The organism is Parafrankia sp. FMc2 (assembly GCF_041008525.1).
Lineage (GTDB): Bacteria > Actinomycetota > Actinomycetes > Frankiales > Frankiaceae > Parafrankia.
In genome coordinates this window covers 41151-58033 of sequence record NZ_JBFLUG010000009.1, presented here as the reverse complement: position 1 = coordinate 58033, position 16883 = coordinate 41151, and the positions used below count along the sequence as shown (strand labels likewise).

Sequence of the window (16883 nt, the reverse complement as noted above, 5' to 3'; positions counted from 1 at the left end):
CCCCGGCCTACTGGGCGATCGTGGTGATCGTGCCGTTCGGCGCGATGCGCCGGATCCGGTCGTTGCCGGCGTCCGCGATGTAGAGCGAGCCAGAGCCGTCGATGGCCACCGAACTGGGCTCGGTGAACTGGGCGGCGCTGGCGGGGCCGTTGTCACCCGAGAAACCCTCGGTGCCCGTCCCGGCGATCGTGGTGATCGTCCCGTTCGGGTCCACCTTGCGGACCCGGTTGTTGCCGTAGTCGGCGATGTAGACCTCGCCGCCGGGGCCGAGGGTCACGGACGGGACGGACAGCTGCGCCCGGGTGGCGGGGCCGTTGTCGCCCGAGAAGCCCTTCTGGCCGTTACCCGCGACGGTGTGGATGATCCCGTCCTTAGTGATCTTCTGGATGGTGTTGCTGCCGAGGTTGGCGATGTAGAGCGTGCCGTCGCTGGCCAGCGCGACGTCGTTCGGCCCGTTCAGGGTGGCGGCGGTGGCGGGGCCACCGGCGCCGGTGAAGCCCTCGGTGCCGGTGCCGGCGATGGTGTTGATGACGCCGTCCGGGGTGATCTTCCGGATGCGGTTGTTCTCGTAGTCGGCGATGTAGATCGACCCGTCCGGCCCGACCGCGACCTTCTCGGCGCTGTCGAGCTGTGCGGCCGTGGCCTGGCCGCCGTCGCCCGAGAAGCCACTGGTGCCGGTGCCGGCGATCGTGGTGATCGTCCCGTTCGGGGTGATCTTCCGGATGCGGAAGTTCTGCGCGTCCGAGACGTAGATGTTGCCGTCCTTGTCCAGCACCGCCGAGCCGGGCCCGTCGACCTGCGCGGACGCGGCGGGCCCGCCGTCGCCGGCGTAGCCCCCCGAGCCGGTGCCGGCGAGATCGGAGACCTGACCGGTGCTGGTGATCTTCTGGACGCGGTCCGTGGAGAGGCTGGTGACGAGCAGCGCGCCCTGCGGGTCGATGGTGAGGCTGTAGGGGCTGAGGCCCTGCACCGTGACCGGCGGCCCGCTGTAGGCCGTGCCCGCGGCGACCGGGCTGTCCCCACCACTGCCCGGGCTCACGGTTGCACGGTCGTCGTCGCCGCCGCCGCCGGACGCGGCCGCGACGATGCCGACTGTCAGCGCCACCACGAGGACGAAGACAACGGCCGCGATGATCAGAATGCGGTTGTTGCGGTTCTGGTCCCCCTGGCCTGGCGCCCGGTGACCCGGCCCGCCCGCGGCCGCGCCGCCGGGTCGTGGCGCCGGCCGCTGACCGGCGCCGCCCCAGCCCGCGCCGGCGTAGTTCTGCGCGCTGGTCGGCCGGGCGGCGCCCGGGCCCTGCTGGCCGGGAGGCGCGTAGGGGCGGGTGGGCCCGGGGCCCGGCCCGAGCGGCCGCGGCTGCGGCGTGGAGCCGGGCGGGGGACCCAGCGGCCGTGGATGGGGAGTGCCCCCCGCCGCCAGCGGTGCTGACGGAGGTGTCGCGCCCGCCGGGCCGGTCAACGGCCGCGGGTGGGGTGTGCTGCCGCCGGGTGGCCCGTAGTCGGGCTGGCCATAGCCGGGCTGGCCATAGCCGGGCTGGCCATAGCCGGGCTGGCTGTGGCCGGGCTGGCTGTGGCCGGGCTGGCTGTGGCCGGGACCGCCGGGCACCTGCCCCGGCTGGGCCGCACCGGGCATCGGCGTGCCCATGCCCGGGTAGCCGGCGCCCGGCCCACCCGGGATCGGCCCACCCGGGATCGGCCCGCGGTAGCCGCCGCCAGGCTGCCCCGGCGGATAGCCGGGCCCGCCGGGTGGGTAGCCCCCGCCGGGGCGGGCGGCCGGGAAGCCCCCGGATCCGCCGCTGTTGCTGCTGGTGGTGCCGCCGATCGCGCCGCGGATCTCGTCGTCCACCTTGAGCTTGACGTCCGAGCGGGAGATCCAGTTCGGGCCGAACGCCCGGGAGCTCGCGAGGGCCAGCTCCAGGGCGAACTCGGCGGCGTCGGCGAACCTCGCGCCGGGCTCCTTGGCCAGCGTGCGCATGATCACGGCGGAGACCGGGGCGGGCACCATCGTGAGCGGCTCGGGCATCACGGTCAGGTGGTGGTGTGTCAGCGGCTGGACCGCCATCTGCCGGCCGAACAGCGGCCGCTGGGCGAACATCTCGTACAGGACGCCGGCCAGCGCGTACAGGTCGGTGGAGGGGAAGAGCCGCCCGCCCATGATCTGCTCGGGGGCCATGTAGCGGGGCGTGCCGAGGATGGCGCTGGCCGTGGTCTCCGCCCCGTCGAAGATCTTCGCGATGCCGAAGTCGGTGACCTTGAGCAGGCCCGAGCCGTCAAACATGATGTTGTCGGGCTTGACGTCGCGGTGCAGCACGCCCTGGCTGTGCGCCGTGGCGAGCGCGGCGGCCGCGGCGATGCCGATGGAGCAGATGGTCTCCGGGGTGAGCTTCCCGGCGGTGATGCGCTGCTTGAGTGTGCCGCCGGAGAGCAGCTCCATCACCAGCAGGCAGGTGCCCTGGTGCTCCACGTAGTCGTGGATGCGCACGATGTGCGGGTGGTCGAGCTCCGCGAGCACGCGGGCCTCGGAGAGGAAACGCGCGCGTAGATCCGGGTCGTCGCTGGTGTCAAGGAGGATCTTGATGGCCACCTTGCGGCCGATGAGCCGGTGCTGGCCGGCGAGCACGAGGCCGTAGCCCCCCTTGCCGAGGTCTCCCTCGACCGCGTAGCCAGGGAGCGCCGCCTCCACGAGAGATCTGTCGATAAGCAAGGTCGGTTCCGTCCGTCACCGGCTGCCGGGCGGTCACCACAACCACCGTGCGGTGGTGACATCCCGAGGGCCACATCGTGCGGGATTGTGCGTGGGCAGCCCCGCGGTTGGTTCGTCTGGTGGTGCCGCGTTGGATGGCCAATCCGGGGTGCTTCGGCGCGTTCTCGGCGATCCTACGGCCTCATACCCCCCATTCCGCCCTGGGTAGCGACCCGGCAGACGCGTCAGATGCGCGACTGCAGCATGCTGGGCGTCGTCGACAGGTGTTCGGCCGTGCGCGCGTGCCGGGGGATCCCGGGAACGCGGCCGCACGACAGCACTGCCTCCGAACTCCCCGCCGAGGAAGGGCCCCACGTCATGGTGAACACCGAGCCCACCGCCCTCACCGCTGGAGCGGGTGCGCAGCAGACCCCGGAATGGGCCGCGCTGACCGCGCACCACGCGGAGCTCTCCGCGGTGACGCTGCGCCAGCTCTTTGCCGACGACCAGAACCGTGCCGCGTCATTCAGTGTCGACTCGGACGGACTCCACCTGGACTATTCCAAGAACATCGTCACCGCGCGGACGATCGAACTGCTGGTGGCCCTGGCCAACCGCGCCGGGCTCGGTGCCCGCATCGAGGCGATGTTCGGCGGCGAGCGGGTCAACGTGACCGAGAACCGGCCCGTCCTGCACGTCGCGCTGCGCGCCCCCGCCGGTGACGTCATCCGGGTGGACGGCGCCGACGTGGTCCCCGAGGTGCACGCGGTGCTCGACCGGATGTCCGCGTTCGCGGACCGGGTCCGCTCCGGGGTGTGGACGGGTGCGACGGGCGAGCACATCACCACTGTCGTGAACATCGGTATCGGCGGCTCCGACCTCGGGCCGGCCATGGCCTGCCAGGCGCTTCGCGACTACTCCGACCGGTCGATCACGGTCCGGTTCGTCTCCAACGTCGACCCGACCGACATCTGGGAGGCGACCCACGACCTCGACCCGGCGACGACCCTCTTCATCGTCGCGTCGAAGACGTTCACGACACTGGAGACCCTCGCGAACGCCCGGGCGGCCCGCTCCTGGCTGACGGCGTCACTCGGCGAGGAGGCGGTCTCGTCGCATTTCGTCGCGGTCTCCACGAACGCCGAGAAGGTCGCCGAGTTCGGTATCGACACGGCCAACATGTTCGAGTTCTGGGACTGGGTGGGCGGCCGGTACTCGATGGACTCCGCCATCGGCCTGTCCCTCATGGTCGCCATCGGTCCCGGCCACTTCCGGGAGATGCTTGCCGGATTCCACGCGATGGACGTCCACTTCCGGAACACGCCGTTCGAGCGGAACCTGCCGGTCCTGCTCGGGCTGCTCGGCCTGTGGTACCGGGACTTCTTCGGCTCCCAGGCGCACGCGGTACTTCCCTACAGTCAGTACCTGGACCGTTTCGCCGCGTACCTGCAGCAGCTTGACATGGAAAGTAACGGCAAGTCAGTTGATCTTGAAGGCCGGCCCGTACAGGTGCCGACGGGCCCGGTGGTGTGGGGCACACCGGGGACGAACGGTCAGCACGCCTACTTCCAGCTCCTGCACCAGGGGACGACCGTCGTCCCGGCCGACTTCATCGGCTTCGTGCGCCCGAACCACGCGGGTGTCGGCGATGTCGACCAGCACGCCCTGCTGATGGCCAACTTCTTCGCCCAGACCGAGGCGCTCGCCTTCGGGAAGACCTCCGAGGAGGTGGCGGCCGAGGGGGTGGCGCCGGAACTGGTCCCGCACCGGACGTTCGCCGGGAACCGGCCGACGAACACGCTGCTGGTCCCCGCCCTGACCCCCTTCACTCTCGGCCAGCTGGTGGCACTGTACGAGCACAAGGTCTTCACGCAGGGTGTCATCTGGGGCGTCAACAGCTTCGACCAGTGGGGAGTCGAGTTGGGCAAGGTGCTGGCCGGGCGGATCATCCCCGAGCTGACCGACCCCGCCGCCCCCCTGCGGCACGACAGCTCCACCAACGCCCTCATCGAGCGGTTCCGTACCGGCACCGTCTGAGCTGGCACCGTCTGTGGCCTGAGCCGGCACCGTCTGCGGCTGGCACCGTCTGTGGCTGGCACCGCCCCTGGTCAGGCAATGAGTAACAGTAGTTCAACGATTAGCTGATGCTATGTTACTCTCGGTGACCAGCCGACGGGATGACGCCCGTGCTGTGACGGACGGAGATCTCCGGGGGGCGACAGGCATGCGGGTCGAGTCGACAGTCACGCGGATGACGGTGCGGCGAACCGGGGACGACGTCGTCATCGAGCTCGGCGGCGAGTTCGACACCGTCGGCCGGCTGCGGTTCCGCGAGCAGATCGGAGAGCTTCTGGGCCGGGGCGGCGGCCTGGTGACGGTGGACGTCGGCGACCTGGCAGCCGTGGACATCGCGGGCCTGGCCGCGCTCCTGCGGGCAGAGCTTCTGCTCCGCCGCGTCCACACCGAACTGCGCATCCGCGCGGCGTCCCCCGCCTTCAGTGAGCTTGTCCGCGAGACTGGTCTCTCCGGTCGGCTACGGGTCGAGGAGGCCGGCCGCCGCCGCGGCTACTGACCCGAAGGGCACGCCGCCACCCCACCAGCGCCCAGGGACAGACCACCGGCCGGAACCGCTCCCGTCAGGGGAACGGCGGTCGCGCTTCCGCCGGTCACGACGGTCACGCCGGTCACGCTTGCAACGGCCGGCACCGGAGAGCCGACTGCTACCGGAGAGCCGGCCGGCATCGCGGGGCTGGCCGGCATCGGGCCGGTGGACGGCGCGCCCGCGGTGTCCACCGGTGCGCTTTCGGTGGCCGGCACGGCGTCGGAGGCGGCCGCGCGGGCGGCCCGCCCCGCGGAGGAGAGGCTCTGTTCCAGCCTGCTCATCATCAGCATCCCGATCATCGCGAGGAGCGGGAAGCTGAGCATGATCAGGATTTCGGACGAGGTCAGGTCCACCGGTCCCCCAGAGATCGGGTGTCCGGGCGCCGGGTTGGCGCCCCGCAGGTTCGCTTACCCGACCTGGAGGTCAGTTCACGCTCCGGGCGGCGCGGACCTCTCACTCACCCGTGTCGGGTAATCACCCACCCGGCGTGCCGGTCGCCGGAGTGTGGGCAATCCGGTGCTGCGCAGCCGACCCCACTGCTCGTACTCTTCCCTGAGGGATGTCCTCCTGCCCCGACGACATCCGCCCGGCCGGCTGATCTCCGGGACCGCAGGGGAGGCTCACCATCACCACCGAGGACCTACGCGCCCGACTGACGATGGTGACCGAGCAGGTCGACTTCGCCCTCGCCGAGGTCGCGCTGTGCGGGGCAGCCTACCGGCGCGCGGCGCAGGACGACCCCGACTGGCCGTGGCCGCCCGAATCCTCGCAGCACCTGGCCCGGCCCCTGGTCGCCCGTGCGCTGGCGGCGCAGCTCACGGCCGTCGCCCGGCTGCGCCTGTGGGCCCAGGAGCTTTACTGGCTGCAGGAGCAGGTTCGCCTGCGCGCCATGGTCCCCTGATCTTCCAGCCGGCCGGCGTCAGCCGCGGGTGCAGTCGATGTTGAACGGGCCGGACTGCGCACCCGTCACCTCGTTGTCGCAGGCCACGATGTTCTGGGACCGGTCAGGCTCGTGGATGTACACGCCGAAGCCCGTCGCGTTCACGGCGAGGGTGTTGCGGCGGAAGGTGTTCTGCCGGCCCCAGCCCTCGTCGATGACATGGGTCTGGATGCCGTCCTCCAGCGTGCCGCCGCCGACGCCGATGTTGTCCTCGACGAGCCAGCCGTTGCCCTTCACGTCGATCCAGGAGTCGGCTTCGACGAGCGCGTCCGAGGAGAGGGTGTTGCCGCGGATCACCCCGCCGGTGGTTCCCTCCTTGATGTCGATGTTCTCCGACGTCGTCCCGGCGATGTCGTTGCCGATCACCGCGTTGCGGTCACTGCGGTCGGGCTGGCAGTCGGTGTAGGTGCACCAGTTGCTCTCGGCGCTGCCGATGTAGACGCCCTCACCGAACTTCTCCCGGCGGTTGCCGGTGTCCCGGATGACGTTGCCGATGACCATGTTGTCCGAACTCGCGGTGCGCAGGTGAATGGCCTCGTCGCCGATCGTGGTGACGTGGAGCTGGGCGATGGTCGAATGCTGGACGTCGTCCCCGATCACCCCCTTCTGGCCGTTGCGCACGGAGAAGCCGACCACCCGCACCCAGGACGCCCCTTCCAGGTGCAGCACGTACTTGGCGTCGTCGTCACCGTCGTCGTCCTTGCCGTCGAGGACGGCGTCCGCCGACCCGCACAGCCAGATCGGCTCGGCCTCCGTGCCCGAGGCGGTGAGCTTGAACGCCCCCCGGTAGACGCCGTCGGCGATCTGGATGACGTCACCCGGCTTCGCTGCGGCGAGGGCACTGCGCAGGTCACCGGCGTCGGTGACGGTGGTCCCGTCGGACGGGCATGCGACCCGTTCGACCCCGGCGGTGGCCGCGGCGGCGGTCGGTGCGGCCGTGCTGGCCCGCGGCGAGGGAGCGGGCCGGGACGGCGCGACTTCGAGGGGGCTCTCCGTCTCCTCCGGGGCCGGGGTGCGCGCCGCGCCGGAGCCGGACCCGTCCGAGCCGCAGGAGGTCAGAGCGACCGCGACCGCCACCAGGACGCCGGTCGCGGCCAGCCGCGCGGTCCGGCGGTGGGGTCGGGCCGAGCGGGCGGTCGTCATTTCGTGTGGTCCCCTCTGGAGCGCCGGCGGCGCCGGTGGTGTGGGCCGGTGGCCGGTGTCGGCGGCTCGGTGTGCGGGTGCGGTGCCGGCGGCTCGGTGTACGGCTCGGGGGCCGGCCGGGACGGTTCGGGGAGGCGGCCGTCCGCCCACCGGCTGCCGGGCCCGCGGGCGGCCGGTCCGGGTTCGGGTGCCGCCGGGCCGCCCGGCCAGTCGGTGCGGGGCCACTGGGCTGGTCCGGCGCTGTGATCGGCGCCGTCGAAGGGCCGGCCGGTCATTCCCGTTCCGTGCGGGCCGGTGTCCGCGGTGTCGATCCGCGGGCGGGTGGAGCGCCGTGGCTGCCGTGCCTGGGGGAGCACGGGGCTGGCCGGGTCCCTGCCAGCCGCGCCGGCCCTGCCCGCCGCGCCGGCACCCACCGGCGCGAGCGCGGTGGATGTGGCGACGGCGGTCCCGGCCGGAGCTGTCCTGGTGCTCCCGGCGACCGGCACGAGCGCGGCCGGGCCGAACGGGGCCGCGCCGTACGGAGTTGGGCCGAATGCGGCCGGGGCGAGGTCGTCGGCGGCGCCGCGCTGGCCGGGAATGCCGGAGTAGGCGGCATCCGGGCGCATCGTGCCGCCGGTGAGCCGCCGGACCAGCAGTTCGGACTCGGGGTAGGGGTGCCTCGGCGGGCGACGCCGGGCCCGGTGCCGGGTCCAGGCACCGAGGATGGGGAACAGCGCGACGGCGCCCCACACGACCAGCGCCGGATGCCGGCGGATCAGCGTGTACCAGTGCTGCGGCTCGCGTTCCACCCAGCCGTCCGCGTTGTTGTGGTGCACGTCGGCCTCGCGGACCCCGAGGGCCTTGCGGATGTCGACGGCACGCCACCCCTCGCCGGCGAGGGTGTTCCACTGGATGGCGGTGTTGTCCGCGGGCCCGCGGACGGTGATCGCGAACTCGGTGGCATCGCGGACCTTGTTCCGGCTGATGATGTTCGTCGTCGCCTCCTGGGTGATCACCCCCAGGCGACTGTCGGACACCTCGTTCTCGGTGATCGCGGTGCGGCGGGCGTCCGGCCCGACCTGGATGCCGGCCTCGTCCGGCCCGGTGATGGTGTTGCCGGTGACCTGGGTGCCGTTCGCGCCGCTCTTGACAATGATGCCGAGCTGCCCGTCACTGATCGTGTTCTTCCGGACGATCGTGTTCTCGCCGCCGACGACCCTGATCCCGTAACGCCCGTTCGCCGAGACGGTGTTCTCCTCGATCAGTGTGTCCCTGATCTGGTTGATCTGGACGCCGGTCGCAGTGGCGATCACACCGAGGCCACGGCCGTCCAGGGAGATGCCGTCGCCGCTGTTGTCGGCGACCGTGCTGCGCATCACCCGCGAGCCCGAGGCCCGGTCGATGGTCATGCCGTCACCGTGGTTGCGGGCGGCGGTGACCCCCGACACGAGGGTTGTGATCGCGTCGCGGTGCACGGCGAGGCCGGAGCGCTCGTTGTCGATCAGGCGCACCCCGATCATCTGGATGCCCTCGCTGCCCGAGACATAGGCCCCGTAGATGTTGTTGCTGAACGTCGAGTTCGCCGCCCCGCCGGTACTCGGCTCGCCCTTGCTTCCCGTCCAGGCGACACCGCCGGTCCGGCCGTTCCAGAAACCCAGGTGGTTGGCGCTGACGTTGCGCAGGATCAGCTCGCCGCCCATGGTGCGAAGGTAGGAGCGGCCGTCCGCGGTGAGGCTGTCCGGTTCGAGGTTCTGGACGTCCCAGCCGATGACGGTCAGCGGGTTGTCCGGGGTCGCACCGGCGAACTCCAGCCCGCCGCGCCAGGTTGCCACCGAGGTGAAGCCGGCTGCGCCGCTCGCCAGCCGCAGCGTGCCGACGCTGGCGTCGATCACCAGCCGGGCCTGCGGGCCGACCAGGACGTGCGCGGTGAACAGCACGGCCCCGTCCACCTCGTGCCGCCCGCCGCCGGCGGCGATGACGTCCTCGGCGCTGTAGGGGGCCCCGCGGGCAGGCAACAGCAGGGTGGGCTGGCTGCCGGCGACCTCGACGAGGGTCGGCGCGGTCAGCACGCCGAACCGCTCGAACATGGACCGCATCCGGATGTCCTCGGCGTCGACCAGGACGGACTGTTGCTTCGCGTCCCCGGAACTGACCGGAGGCAGTGGCGGCACCGGCTTCGCCTGCGCCGGCAGCGCGGTCAGGGTGGTCAGCGCCGTCACCGCCGCCAGTACTGCCAGCGGCGCGAGGGCGGCCAGGGCGGTGCGGGGCTTCCACCGCGGGGTCGTCGGGGTCGGGGTCATCGGGCTCCGCCCGTCGCTGTGGCGGCCGCCGGGCGGGCTGCCGGGCCGGTTCGGGTGGAGGCGTCGGTCTGTCCCTCGCCGCCGATCAGGTCGGAGCGTCGGGTCAGCCAGCCCTGCTTGTTCATCGAGACGAGGGCCCAGGCCTTGATCGGCAGCGCGATGATGATGATCATCAGTACGGTGAGGGGGAGGATGAAGATGTCGCGGGGATGCTCCCGTAGGTGAGAGAGCCCGCGGATGAGTCGTCCGAGCAGCAGCCAGGCGACCGCGATGATCGGAGCGTTCGGCTCCGGCCGGAACATCCACAGGACGAAGTAGGTCATCGCCACGCCCATCGTCACCGGCGTGAGCACGATCTGCAGCACACTGATCTGCGTGATCAGGGGCTGCCGCCACAGCCAGCCCTTGTAGATGGCCGTCAGGTAGGTCCGGTAGGAGTTCCGGCTCCAGCGGACCCGCTGCTTCAGGAAGGCCCGCAGGTTGTCCGGGAACATCGACATGGCACGTGCCGTGTGCTGGTGCATCGTCCGGTAGCCGGAGGCGAGCACGAGCCAGGTCAGCCGCCCGTCGTCACCGGCGATGCACCGCCGGCCGAGGAAGAACTCGTGCTCCAGGTTGTGCAGCACGGGCAGGATCGCCGAGCGCCGGTAGGCCGCGGTGCGCCCGGACAGGCAGGCGACGGCCCCGACCCGGCCCTGCGCGGGCACGTAGTCGAGGTAGCGGATGTCAACGAGCCAGTTCGCGACCCGGCGCCACACGCTGCTCCGCGGCTCGTACACGTTCTGGCGGGTGCCGACCCCGCCGACCTGCGGGTCGATGAACGGCATCTGGACGGCGGCGAGCAGACCCGGCTCCCAGGCGGTGTCGGAGTCGCAGAGCACGACGATCTCCATCGACGCGGCCGACAGGCCGACCCCGAGCGCCGAGCGCTTGCCCTCGTGGATGAAGGGGATCACCCGCACCGTCGGATCGGCACGCCGGGCGAGGCGGTCGATCAGATCCCGGTCCTCGACGTCGGGGATGATGATGATCTCGTTCGGCTCCTGGATGAGCCAGGTCTCCAGGCAGCGGATCAGGACGTCGGGATCCTCCCGGAAGGACGGGACGACGACCGACGTGGTTGTCCGGAAGTTGTTCCGGACGGGCTTGTACCTGGTCGAGAGGAGCCGCCGGCTGAGCCACACCACCCAGGACACGGCGCCGGCGATGCCGAGCGGGATCAGAGATCTGTGATCGCGGACGAACTGCACCGCGTCGCCGAGCCACTCCATGCCTGGTTTCGCTCCCCCCGAACGCCGGCTACCGAGAACGCCGGGGCACGGGCAGGAACGGGCACGGTGAACCGACAGGCGCGCCAGCCTGCAGGTTCACGGCCCCCACCGCCCCCGTCGGTGGTAGCTCAGACGTGTTATTTGCTGAGCCGCCAGAACAGTAGCAGCAGACTCTGCCCGTTCGGCCCGCCGTCACAACGGCGTAACTCGGGCTGGCAAACTTGTCGCTTGAGGTAGTACCTCGAACACACGGGGGGATGCGTGCCTCGCCGCCGGCCCCCGCTCATCTCGACGAAACCTGGGCGGTCCACAATTCCGTCCGCGGCCCAGCAAGATGCTTGAGTGGGGGGACACACTATGAGCGCCGAGTCAGTGAGTACCGAGACGGTGAGTACCGAGACGGTCACGGCACCACTGCGGATCAGTGTGATTGGCACCGGCTATCTGGGGGCCACGCACGCGATCTGCATGAGCGAGCTCGGTTTCGACGTCGTCGGTGTCGACGTCGACCCGGACAAGGTGCGGCGGCTGGCCGACGGCGAGGTGCCCTTCTTCGAGCCCGGTCTGGAAGAGCTCCTGCGCAAGAACCTGGCGACCGGCCGGCTGGCCTTCACCACCTCCTTCGCGGAGGCCGCCAGCGCCGACGTGCACTTCCTCTGCGTGGGCACCCCGCAGCGCGCCGACTCCGGCGCCGCTGACATGACCTTCGTGGACGGCGCCGTGGAGCGCCTGCTCGCCGTCGGGCCGAAGCCCGGGTCGCTGCTGGTGGGCAAGTCGACGGTCCCGGCCGGCACCGCGGTACGCCTCGCCGGCTGGCTCGCGCGGGAGGCCCCCGACGTCGACCTCGCCTGGAACCCGGAGTTCCTGCGCGAGGGCTTCGCCGTCGAGGACACCCTGCGCCCCGACCGGCTGGTCTTCGGGCTGCCCGCCGACGACGAGTGGTACGGCGTCGCCGACCGCCACGACCACGGTGACCACACCGGCCGGCGGGACCGGGTGGAGGCCACGCTGCGGGCGGTCTACGCGGTAGCACTGGCCGCGGGTACCCCCGCCGTCGTCTCCGACTTCGCCACCGCCGAGCTGGTGAAGGTCGCGGCGAACGCCTTCCTGGCCACGAAGATCTCCTTCATCAACGCGATGTCCGAGGTCTGCGAGGTCGCCGGCGCCGACGTGAAGACCCTGGCCTCGGCGCTGTCGTACGACACCCGCATCGGCGGCCGGTTTCTCGGTGCCGGCCTCGGGTTCGGCGGCGGCTGCCTGCCCAAGGACATCCGCGCCTTCCAGGCCCGCGCCGAGGAGATCGGCGCCGGCCCGGCCCTGCGCTTCCTCGACGAGGTCGACACCGTCAACCTGCGCCGCCGGACCCGGACGGTGGAGCTGGCGATCCACCTCCTCGGCGGCGTCGCCGCCGGGCGGCGGGTGGCCGTGCTCGGCGCGGCCTTCAAGCCGAACAGCGATGACATCCGCGACTCGCCGGCCCTCGACGTGGCCGACACCCTGCGCCGGGCCGGCGCTCGGGTGACGGTCTACGACCCGGCCGCGATGGAGAACGCCGCCCGCAAGTTCCCCGACCTGCGCTACGCGACCGGTGTCGCCGCGGCGGTCGCCGACGCCGACGTCGTGCTGCACCTCACCGAGTGGGCCGACTTCCGGGAGATCGAGCCGTCGCTGCTGACCCCCCTGGTCCGCCGTCCGGTGATCGTCGACGGGCGCAACACCCTCGACCCGCAGCTGTGGCGCAGCGCCGGCTGGATCTACCACGCCCTCGGCCGACCGAACGTATGAGCCGGTCGGGGCAGCCGGGAGCAACACCTCCGGGGCCCCGCGGCCGGACGAGGCGGGCGATGCTCGCCTCGTCCCTCGGCGTGCTCGGCCTCGCTGCCGGCGCCGGGTGCGGAGCGCTCACCGACGACCAGGTCTTCGACCCGGCCAGTGAGATCCTCCCGCCCGACACGACGGCGCCGGCCGCGGGTCCCGCCACCACGGCGCCCGCGGCCGGTGTGGCGACGGGCCGCACGCTGGCGGACCCGGCTGCGGCGCGGGAGTTCTTCGGCAGGGAGCTGGTTCCGCAGACCCGGTCGTCCTTCGGGCTTGACCGGGCCGCGATCATGGCGTCGGACGACCCGCGTTTCCCGCAGTTCCTGCGGGTGGCGATCCCGGTCGACGCGATGAACCCGTCCGACGCGAGAATCTACGGTGACGGGCCGACCTACGGTGGCACGCAGCTTTTCGTCGATCACACGCTGCGCTCACCCTACGAGCTGTACCTGCGTTACTACCTGCGGTTTCCGGAGACGTTCGACTTCGGCAACGGCGGACGCCTGCCCGGATTCTTCGGAACCATCGTGAAGGACCGCCGGCGCACCGAGACGATGCGCAGCGGACTGGCGACACGTTTCGCCTGGCGCGAGGGCGGCAAGGGGATCGTGTACGCGAACACCGCCCGCGAGGACCATCCGGTGAATGTGATCGGGAAAGGCTCGTGGTACTGGCCGAGGGGCCGCTGGGCCTGCGTCGAACAGGGCGTCAAACTCAACTTCGAGGGTTTCGCCGACGGGGTGATTCTCATGTGGCTGGACGGCCAGCTGATGCACAAGGAGAGCTTCAACCCGCGGATCTCGAGCGATCTGCGGATCGGCGGCATTCTCGCCACCGCCACGTTCGGTGACGGTGGGGCGTCGTTCGCGCCAACCACGACGCAGGCGATCGACCTGGCCGGCTTCGCCTACGGCATCGCGCGCCTCAACCCGCTGCCGAGGCCGGAGGAGACCTGATCGAGGCTCTCGAAGTGCCGCCGGGCCATCGCCGCCGCGGCCCGGTTGCCCTTGTGCAGGAAGCGCGCGGCGGCAGCCTCCAGGCTCTCGGTCGCGTCGTCCTTGCGCCCCGCGCGGTACAGCACCTCGGCCCGGGCGAGCAGGGCGTTGCCCTGCCCGTCGATGTCGTCGGTGCGGCTGGCGAGATCGCAGGCGGTGTCGGCGAACCGTAGTGCCTCGGCGTCGCGCCCGGAGATCGCCAGCAGCCGGGCGTGCACCGAACACCAGCCGGCCTGGGCGGGCAGCTGGTCGCCCGCGGCGGCGTCCCGGCACCGGTTCACGTACTTCGTCGCCTCCTCCAGCTTGCCGAGGCGGACGAGCACGTCGGCGAGCAGCGCGGCGCGGGTGGCCAGGTGCGCCCGTTCGCCCATCCGGGACAGCTGCCGGCAGCTGCGCCGCAGCTCGCGCTCGGCGACTTCCGGCTCACCGGCGAGCAGCGCGACCCGGGCGACGACGAAGCCGCTGTGGAACGGGTCGGCGCGGGCGCCGCGGATGTCACCGACGATCTCCTCGGCGTCCTTGAGGTGGGTCCGTGCGGCTTCCATGTCGTCGGACATCGCGGTGAGCAGCGCGAGCTGGGCGAGGACCGCCCGGCGCAGGCCGCGGTCGTCGCCGGCGCTGTCCAGTGCCGCGGCCGCCTTCGCGATCGAGTAGGGCACCGGCCCCGGCACCAGGCTCAGCAGCAGGACGAGCTCGCGCCGCAGCGAGTGCGCCGCCCGTGGCACCCCCGACTCCTCGGCGTGCCGCACCGCGTTCTCCATCGCCTTCTCCGCCGCCGCGAACTGGCCGGCGGCGCCGTAGGCGGCGCTCTGGCTGCGGCAGGCCAGCGCGGCCCCGACGTCGTCGCCGTCGCGGACGAAGGATGCCAGCGCCGCGGTCGCCTCCGTGAGGGTGCTGGCGACCAGGCCCTCCGGGTCGGTGGCGAACAGGACGCGCAGGTGCGCGAGGCGGGCGTGGGCGCGCAGCCCGTCCTCCCCGGCGCGGCGTGCCCGGTCGCTGACCTGCCGCAGGATCCGTTCGGCGTCCGAGAGCCGACCGAAGGAGTACAGCGCCCAGCCGAGGTCGATCTCCGCGCGCAGCCGCAGCGGGTCGGTCTCCGGCAGCAGGGTGATCGCCCGCTTCAGTAGTTGCGCGGCGCCGGTCTCGTCACCCTGGCGGACCCGGTCGGCCGCCTCGATCAGGCAGGTCGCCGCGGACCGGCCGAGCTCGACCATCTCGTTGTCGCGCTGGCCGAGCTCCACCCGGTAGCGGTAGGCCTGCTCCAGGTGGTAGCCGACCAGCTCGTCGTGCTCGCCGGGGCCGCCGACCATCCGGGCCTGCAGCCAGCCGGCGAACCGCTCGTGCAGGTCGGCGCGCTGGCGCTTGGACGTCGTCTGGTACGCGCAGTCACGCAGCAGGACGTGCAGGAACCGGTACGCCTCCACCCCGGGCAGGTCGGAGCGGTCGGGGTGGACCAGCTCCTTGCGGACGAGCGACAGGCAGTGCTCGTAGACGTAGGGGCGTTCCACCGGGTCGGACAGCTCGATGACGGCATCGAGGTAGAAGCGTTCGCCGACGACCGCGGCACGCTCCAGCACCTGGCGCTCCGGCGGGTCCAGCCGGTCGAGCCGCGCCGCGAGCAGCGCGGAGATCGTCGGCGGCACGGTGACGCCGCGCAGGTTGCCGGTGGCGATCCACCGGCTGCCCTCCCGGCGGAGCAGGCCGTCGTCGACGAGCGCGGCGACCATCTGCTCGACGAACAGCGGGTTGCCCGCGGCGGAGGTGGTGATCCGGGAGACCAGCGCGGGGTCGAGATCGTCCGAGCCCATCAGGGTGCGGATCAGCCGCTGGCAGCGTGCCTCGGTGAGCGGCGCCAGCAGCAGTGAGGTGGCGTTCAGCTTGCCGCCGCCCCACATCCGGCGCTCCTCCAGCAACTCGGGGCGGGACAGACACAGCAGCAGGATCGGCGCGTCGCGGGACCAGTCCGCCACGTGCTCGATGAGGTCGAGCAGAGTCGGCTCGGCCCAGTGCACGTCGTCGAACCAGAGCACCAGCGGGCGCTGCTCGGCCAGCGCCTGGAAAAACGTGCGGACGGCCCAGAAGCTCTCCTGGGTGCCCAGTTCCGCACCGCCGAGGCCGACGAGCGGGGCGAGAGCGTCGACCACCTCGGCAGCCTGGGGGACACCGGCGAGCAGGTTCTTCAGCCGCAGCCGGCCGTCGGGCGCGCTTTCGTCGGCGGACATGCCGGTGGCCTGGCGCACCATCTCCATCAGTGGCCAGTAGGCGATGCCCTCGCCGTAGGACAGGCAGCGGCCGGTGAGCACCATCGCCCGGCTGGAGATGCCCTCGCAGAACTCGCCGACCATGCGGGACTTGCCGATGCCGGCGGGCCCCAGAACGGTGAACAGGTGACAGGTCCGCTCCTCCACGACCGCCTCGAAGGCGTCCTGGAGGCGGCGGCGCTCGCGGTTGCGGCCGATCACCGGCGCGGCGAACCCCTGGGACGGCTCCCGCAGGCCGGGCCCGACGCCCGGGTTGCGCAGGCCGAGCAGCCGGTGCGCCCGCACCGGCTCCCGCTTGCCCTGGACGACCAGCGGCCCGACCGAGCTCGTGGTGATGCTGTGCCGGACGAACCGGTAGGTGCTCTCGCCGATGAGGATCTCGTCGGGCGGAGCTGCCTCCTCCAGCCGGGAGGCCACGTTCACCGGGTCGCCGGTGGCGCCGCCACCGGCGACGGTCACCTCGCCGGTGTTGATACCGATCCGCACCCGCAACCGCAGGTTCAGGTCGCGGTGGAACTCGGTGTTCAGCTCCTCCATGGCGGCGCGGATGTCCAGGCTCGCCCGGACGGCGCGCAGTGCGTCGTCCTCATGGAGCACCGGGATGCCGAACACGGCGAACACCGCGTCACCGATGAACTTCTCGACCGTGCCGCCATGCGCGTAAATGACCTCGCGGACGGTCGTGAAGAACCGCCACATGACCTGTTGCAGCTGTTCGGAGTCGATCTTCTCGCCAATGTCGGTCGACCCGGTGATGTCGACGAACATGATGGTCACGATCTTGCGGGCTCCACTACCCGCGACGGGCAGGGGATTCCCGCAGCCGGAGCAGAAGCGCGCGCGCTCGAGGTTCCCCTCCTCCCCGCATGTCGGGCACAACGCCATGTGCGG

The 16883-nt window shown here is 71.8% G+C and carries 11 protein-coding genes; 5 read left to right on the top strand and 6 right to left on the bottom strand.

What is annotated here, in order from left to right; all coding sequences use genetic code 11:
• Window positions 1-7: 7 nt before the first annotated feature.
• Window positions 8-2704, bottom strand: a complete 2697-nt coding sequence (locus AB1460_RS05580) for a serine/threonine-protein kinase (RefSeq protein ID WP_368959521.1) — start codon at window positions 2702-2704, stop codon at window positions 8-10.
• Window positions 2705-3061: 357 nt separating this feature from the next.
• Here AB1460_RS05580 and pgi point away from each other — a divergent pair, with 357 nt between their 5' ends.
• On the top strand, window positions 3062-4720 hold the full coding sequence (gene pgi / locus AB1460_RS05575; protein WP_368959520.1) for a glucose-6-phosphate isomerase: 1659 nt from the start codon (window positions 3062-3064) through the stop codon (window positions 4718-4720).
• A gap of 187 nt (window positions 4721-4907) precedes the next feature.
• Window positions 4908-5255 (top strand): STAS domain-containing protein, encoded by a 348-nt coding sequence (locus AB1460_RS05570; RefSeq protein ID WP_368959519.1) that lies wholly within the window; start codon window positions 4908-4910, stop codon window positions 5253-5255.
• Here the strand turns inward: AB1460_RS05570 and AB1460_RS05565 are convergent.
• Window positions 5249-5638 (bottom strand): hypothetical protein, encoded by a 390-nt coding sequence (locus AB1460_RS05565; protein ID WP_368959518.1) that lies wholly within the window; start codon window positions 5636-5638, stop codon window positions 5249-5251. The two genes, AB1460_RS05570 and AB1460_RS05565, sit on opposite strands and share 7 nt — an antisense overlap.
• Window positions 5639-5943: 305 nt before the next feature.
• Between AB1460_RS05565 and AB1460_RS05560 the strand changes: the two genes are divergently transcribed.
• On the top strand, window positions 5944-6186 hold the full coding sequence (locus tag AB1460_RS05560) for a hypothetical protein (RefSeq protein ID WP_018636713.1): 243 nt from the start codon (window positions 5944-5946) through the stop codon (window positions 6184-6186).
• An 18-nt stretch (window positions 6187-6204) separates the two neighbouring features.
• On the opposite strand, the gene AB1460_RS05555 is transcribed toward AB1460_RS05560, so the two are convergent.
• From AB1460_RS05555 to AB1460_RS05545, 3 genes are read right to left on the bottom strand one after another with little or no spacing between them, the layout of a single operon-like run.
• A complete protein-coding gene (locus AB1460_RS05555) occupies window positions 6205-7368 on the bottom strand; it encodes a hypothetical protein (protein WP_368959517.1) in 1164 nt (387 codons plus the stop codon).
• Window positions 7365-9647, bottom strand: coding sequence for a right-handed parallel beta-helix repeat-containing protein (locus tag AB1460_RS05550; RefSeq protein ID WP_368959516.1), 2283 nt, complete (start codon window positions 9645-9647; stop codon window positions 7365-7367). Before AB1460_RS05550 ends, AB1460_RS05555 begins: the two co-directional genes overlap by 4 nt.
• Window positions 9644-10918 (bottom strand): glycosyltransferase family 2 protein, encoded by a 1275-nt coding sequence (locus AB1460_RS05545; protein ID WP_368959515.1) that lies wholly within the window; start codon window positions 10916-10918, stop codon window positions 9644-9646. The genes AB1460_RS05550 and AB1460_RS05545 overlap by 4 nt, the downstream gene beginning before the upstream one ends.
• Before the next feature lie 357 nt (window positions 10919-11275).
• Between AB1460_RS05545 and AB1460_RS05540 the strand changes: the two genes are divergently transcribed.
• Window positions 11276-12703: a UDP-glucose dehydrogenase family protein gene (locus tag AB1460_RS05540; RefSeq protein WP_368959514.1), complete on the top strand. Its 1428-nt coding sequence runs from the start codon at window positions 11276-11278 to the stop codon at window positions 12701-12703.
• A 59-nt stretch (window positions 12704-12762) separates the two neighbouring features.
• Window positions 12763-13692, top strand: a complete 930-nt coding sequence (locus AB1460_RS05535) for a polysaccharide lyase (protein WP_368959513.1) — start codon at window positions 12763-12765, stop codon at window positions 13690-13692.
• Here AB1460_RS05535 and AB1460_RS05530 read toward each other — a convergent pair.
• Window positions 13644-16877, bottom strand: a complete 3234-nt coding sequence (locus AB1460_RS05530; protein WP_368959512.1) for an ATP-binding protein — start codon at window positions 16875-16877, stop codon at window positions 13644-13646. The genes AB1460_RS05535 and AB1460_RS05530 overlap by 49 nt on opposite strands.
• Window positions 16878-16883: the final 6 nt, after the last annotated feature.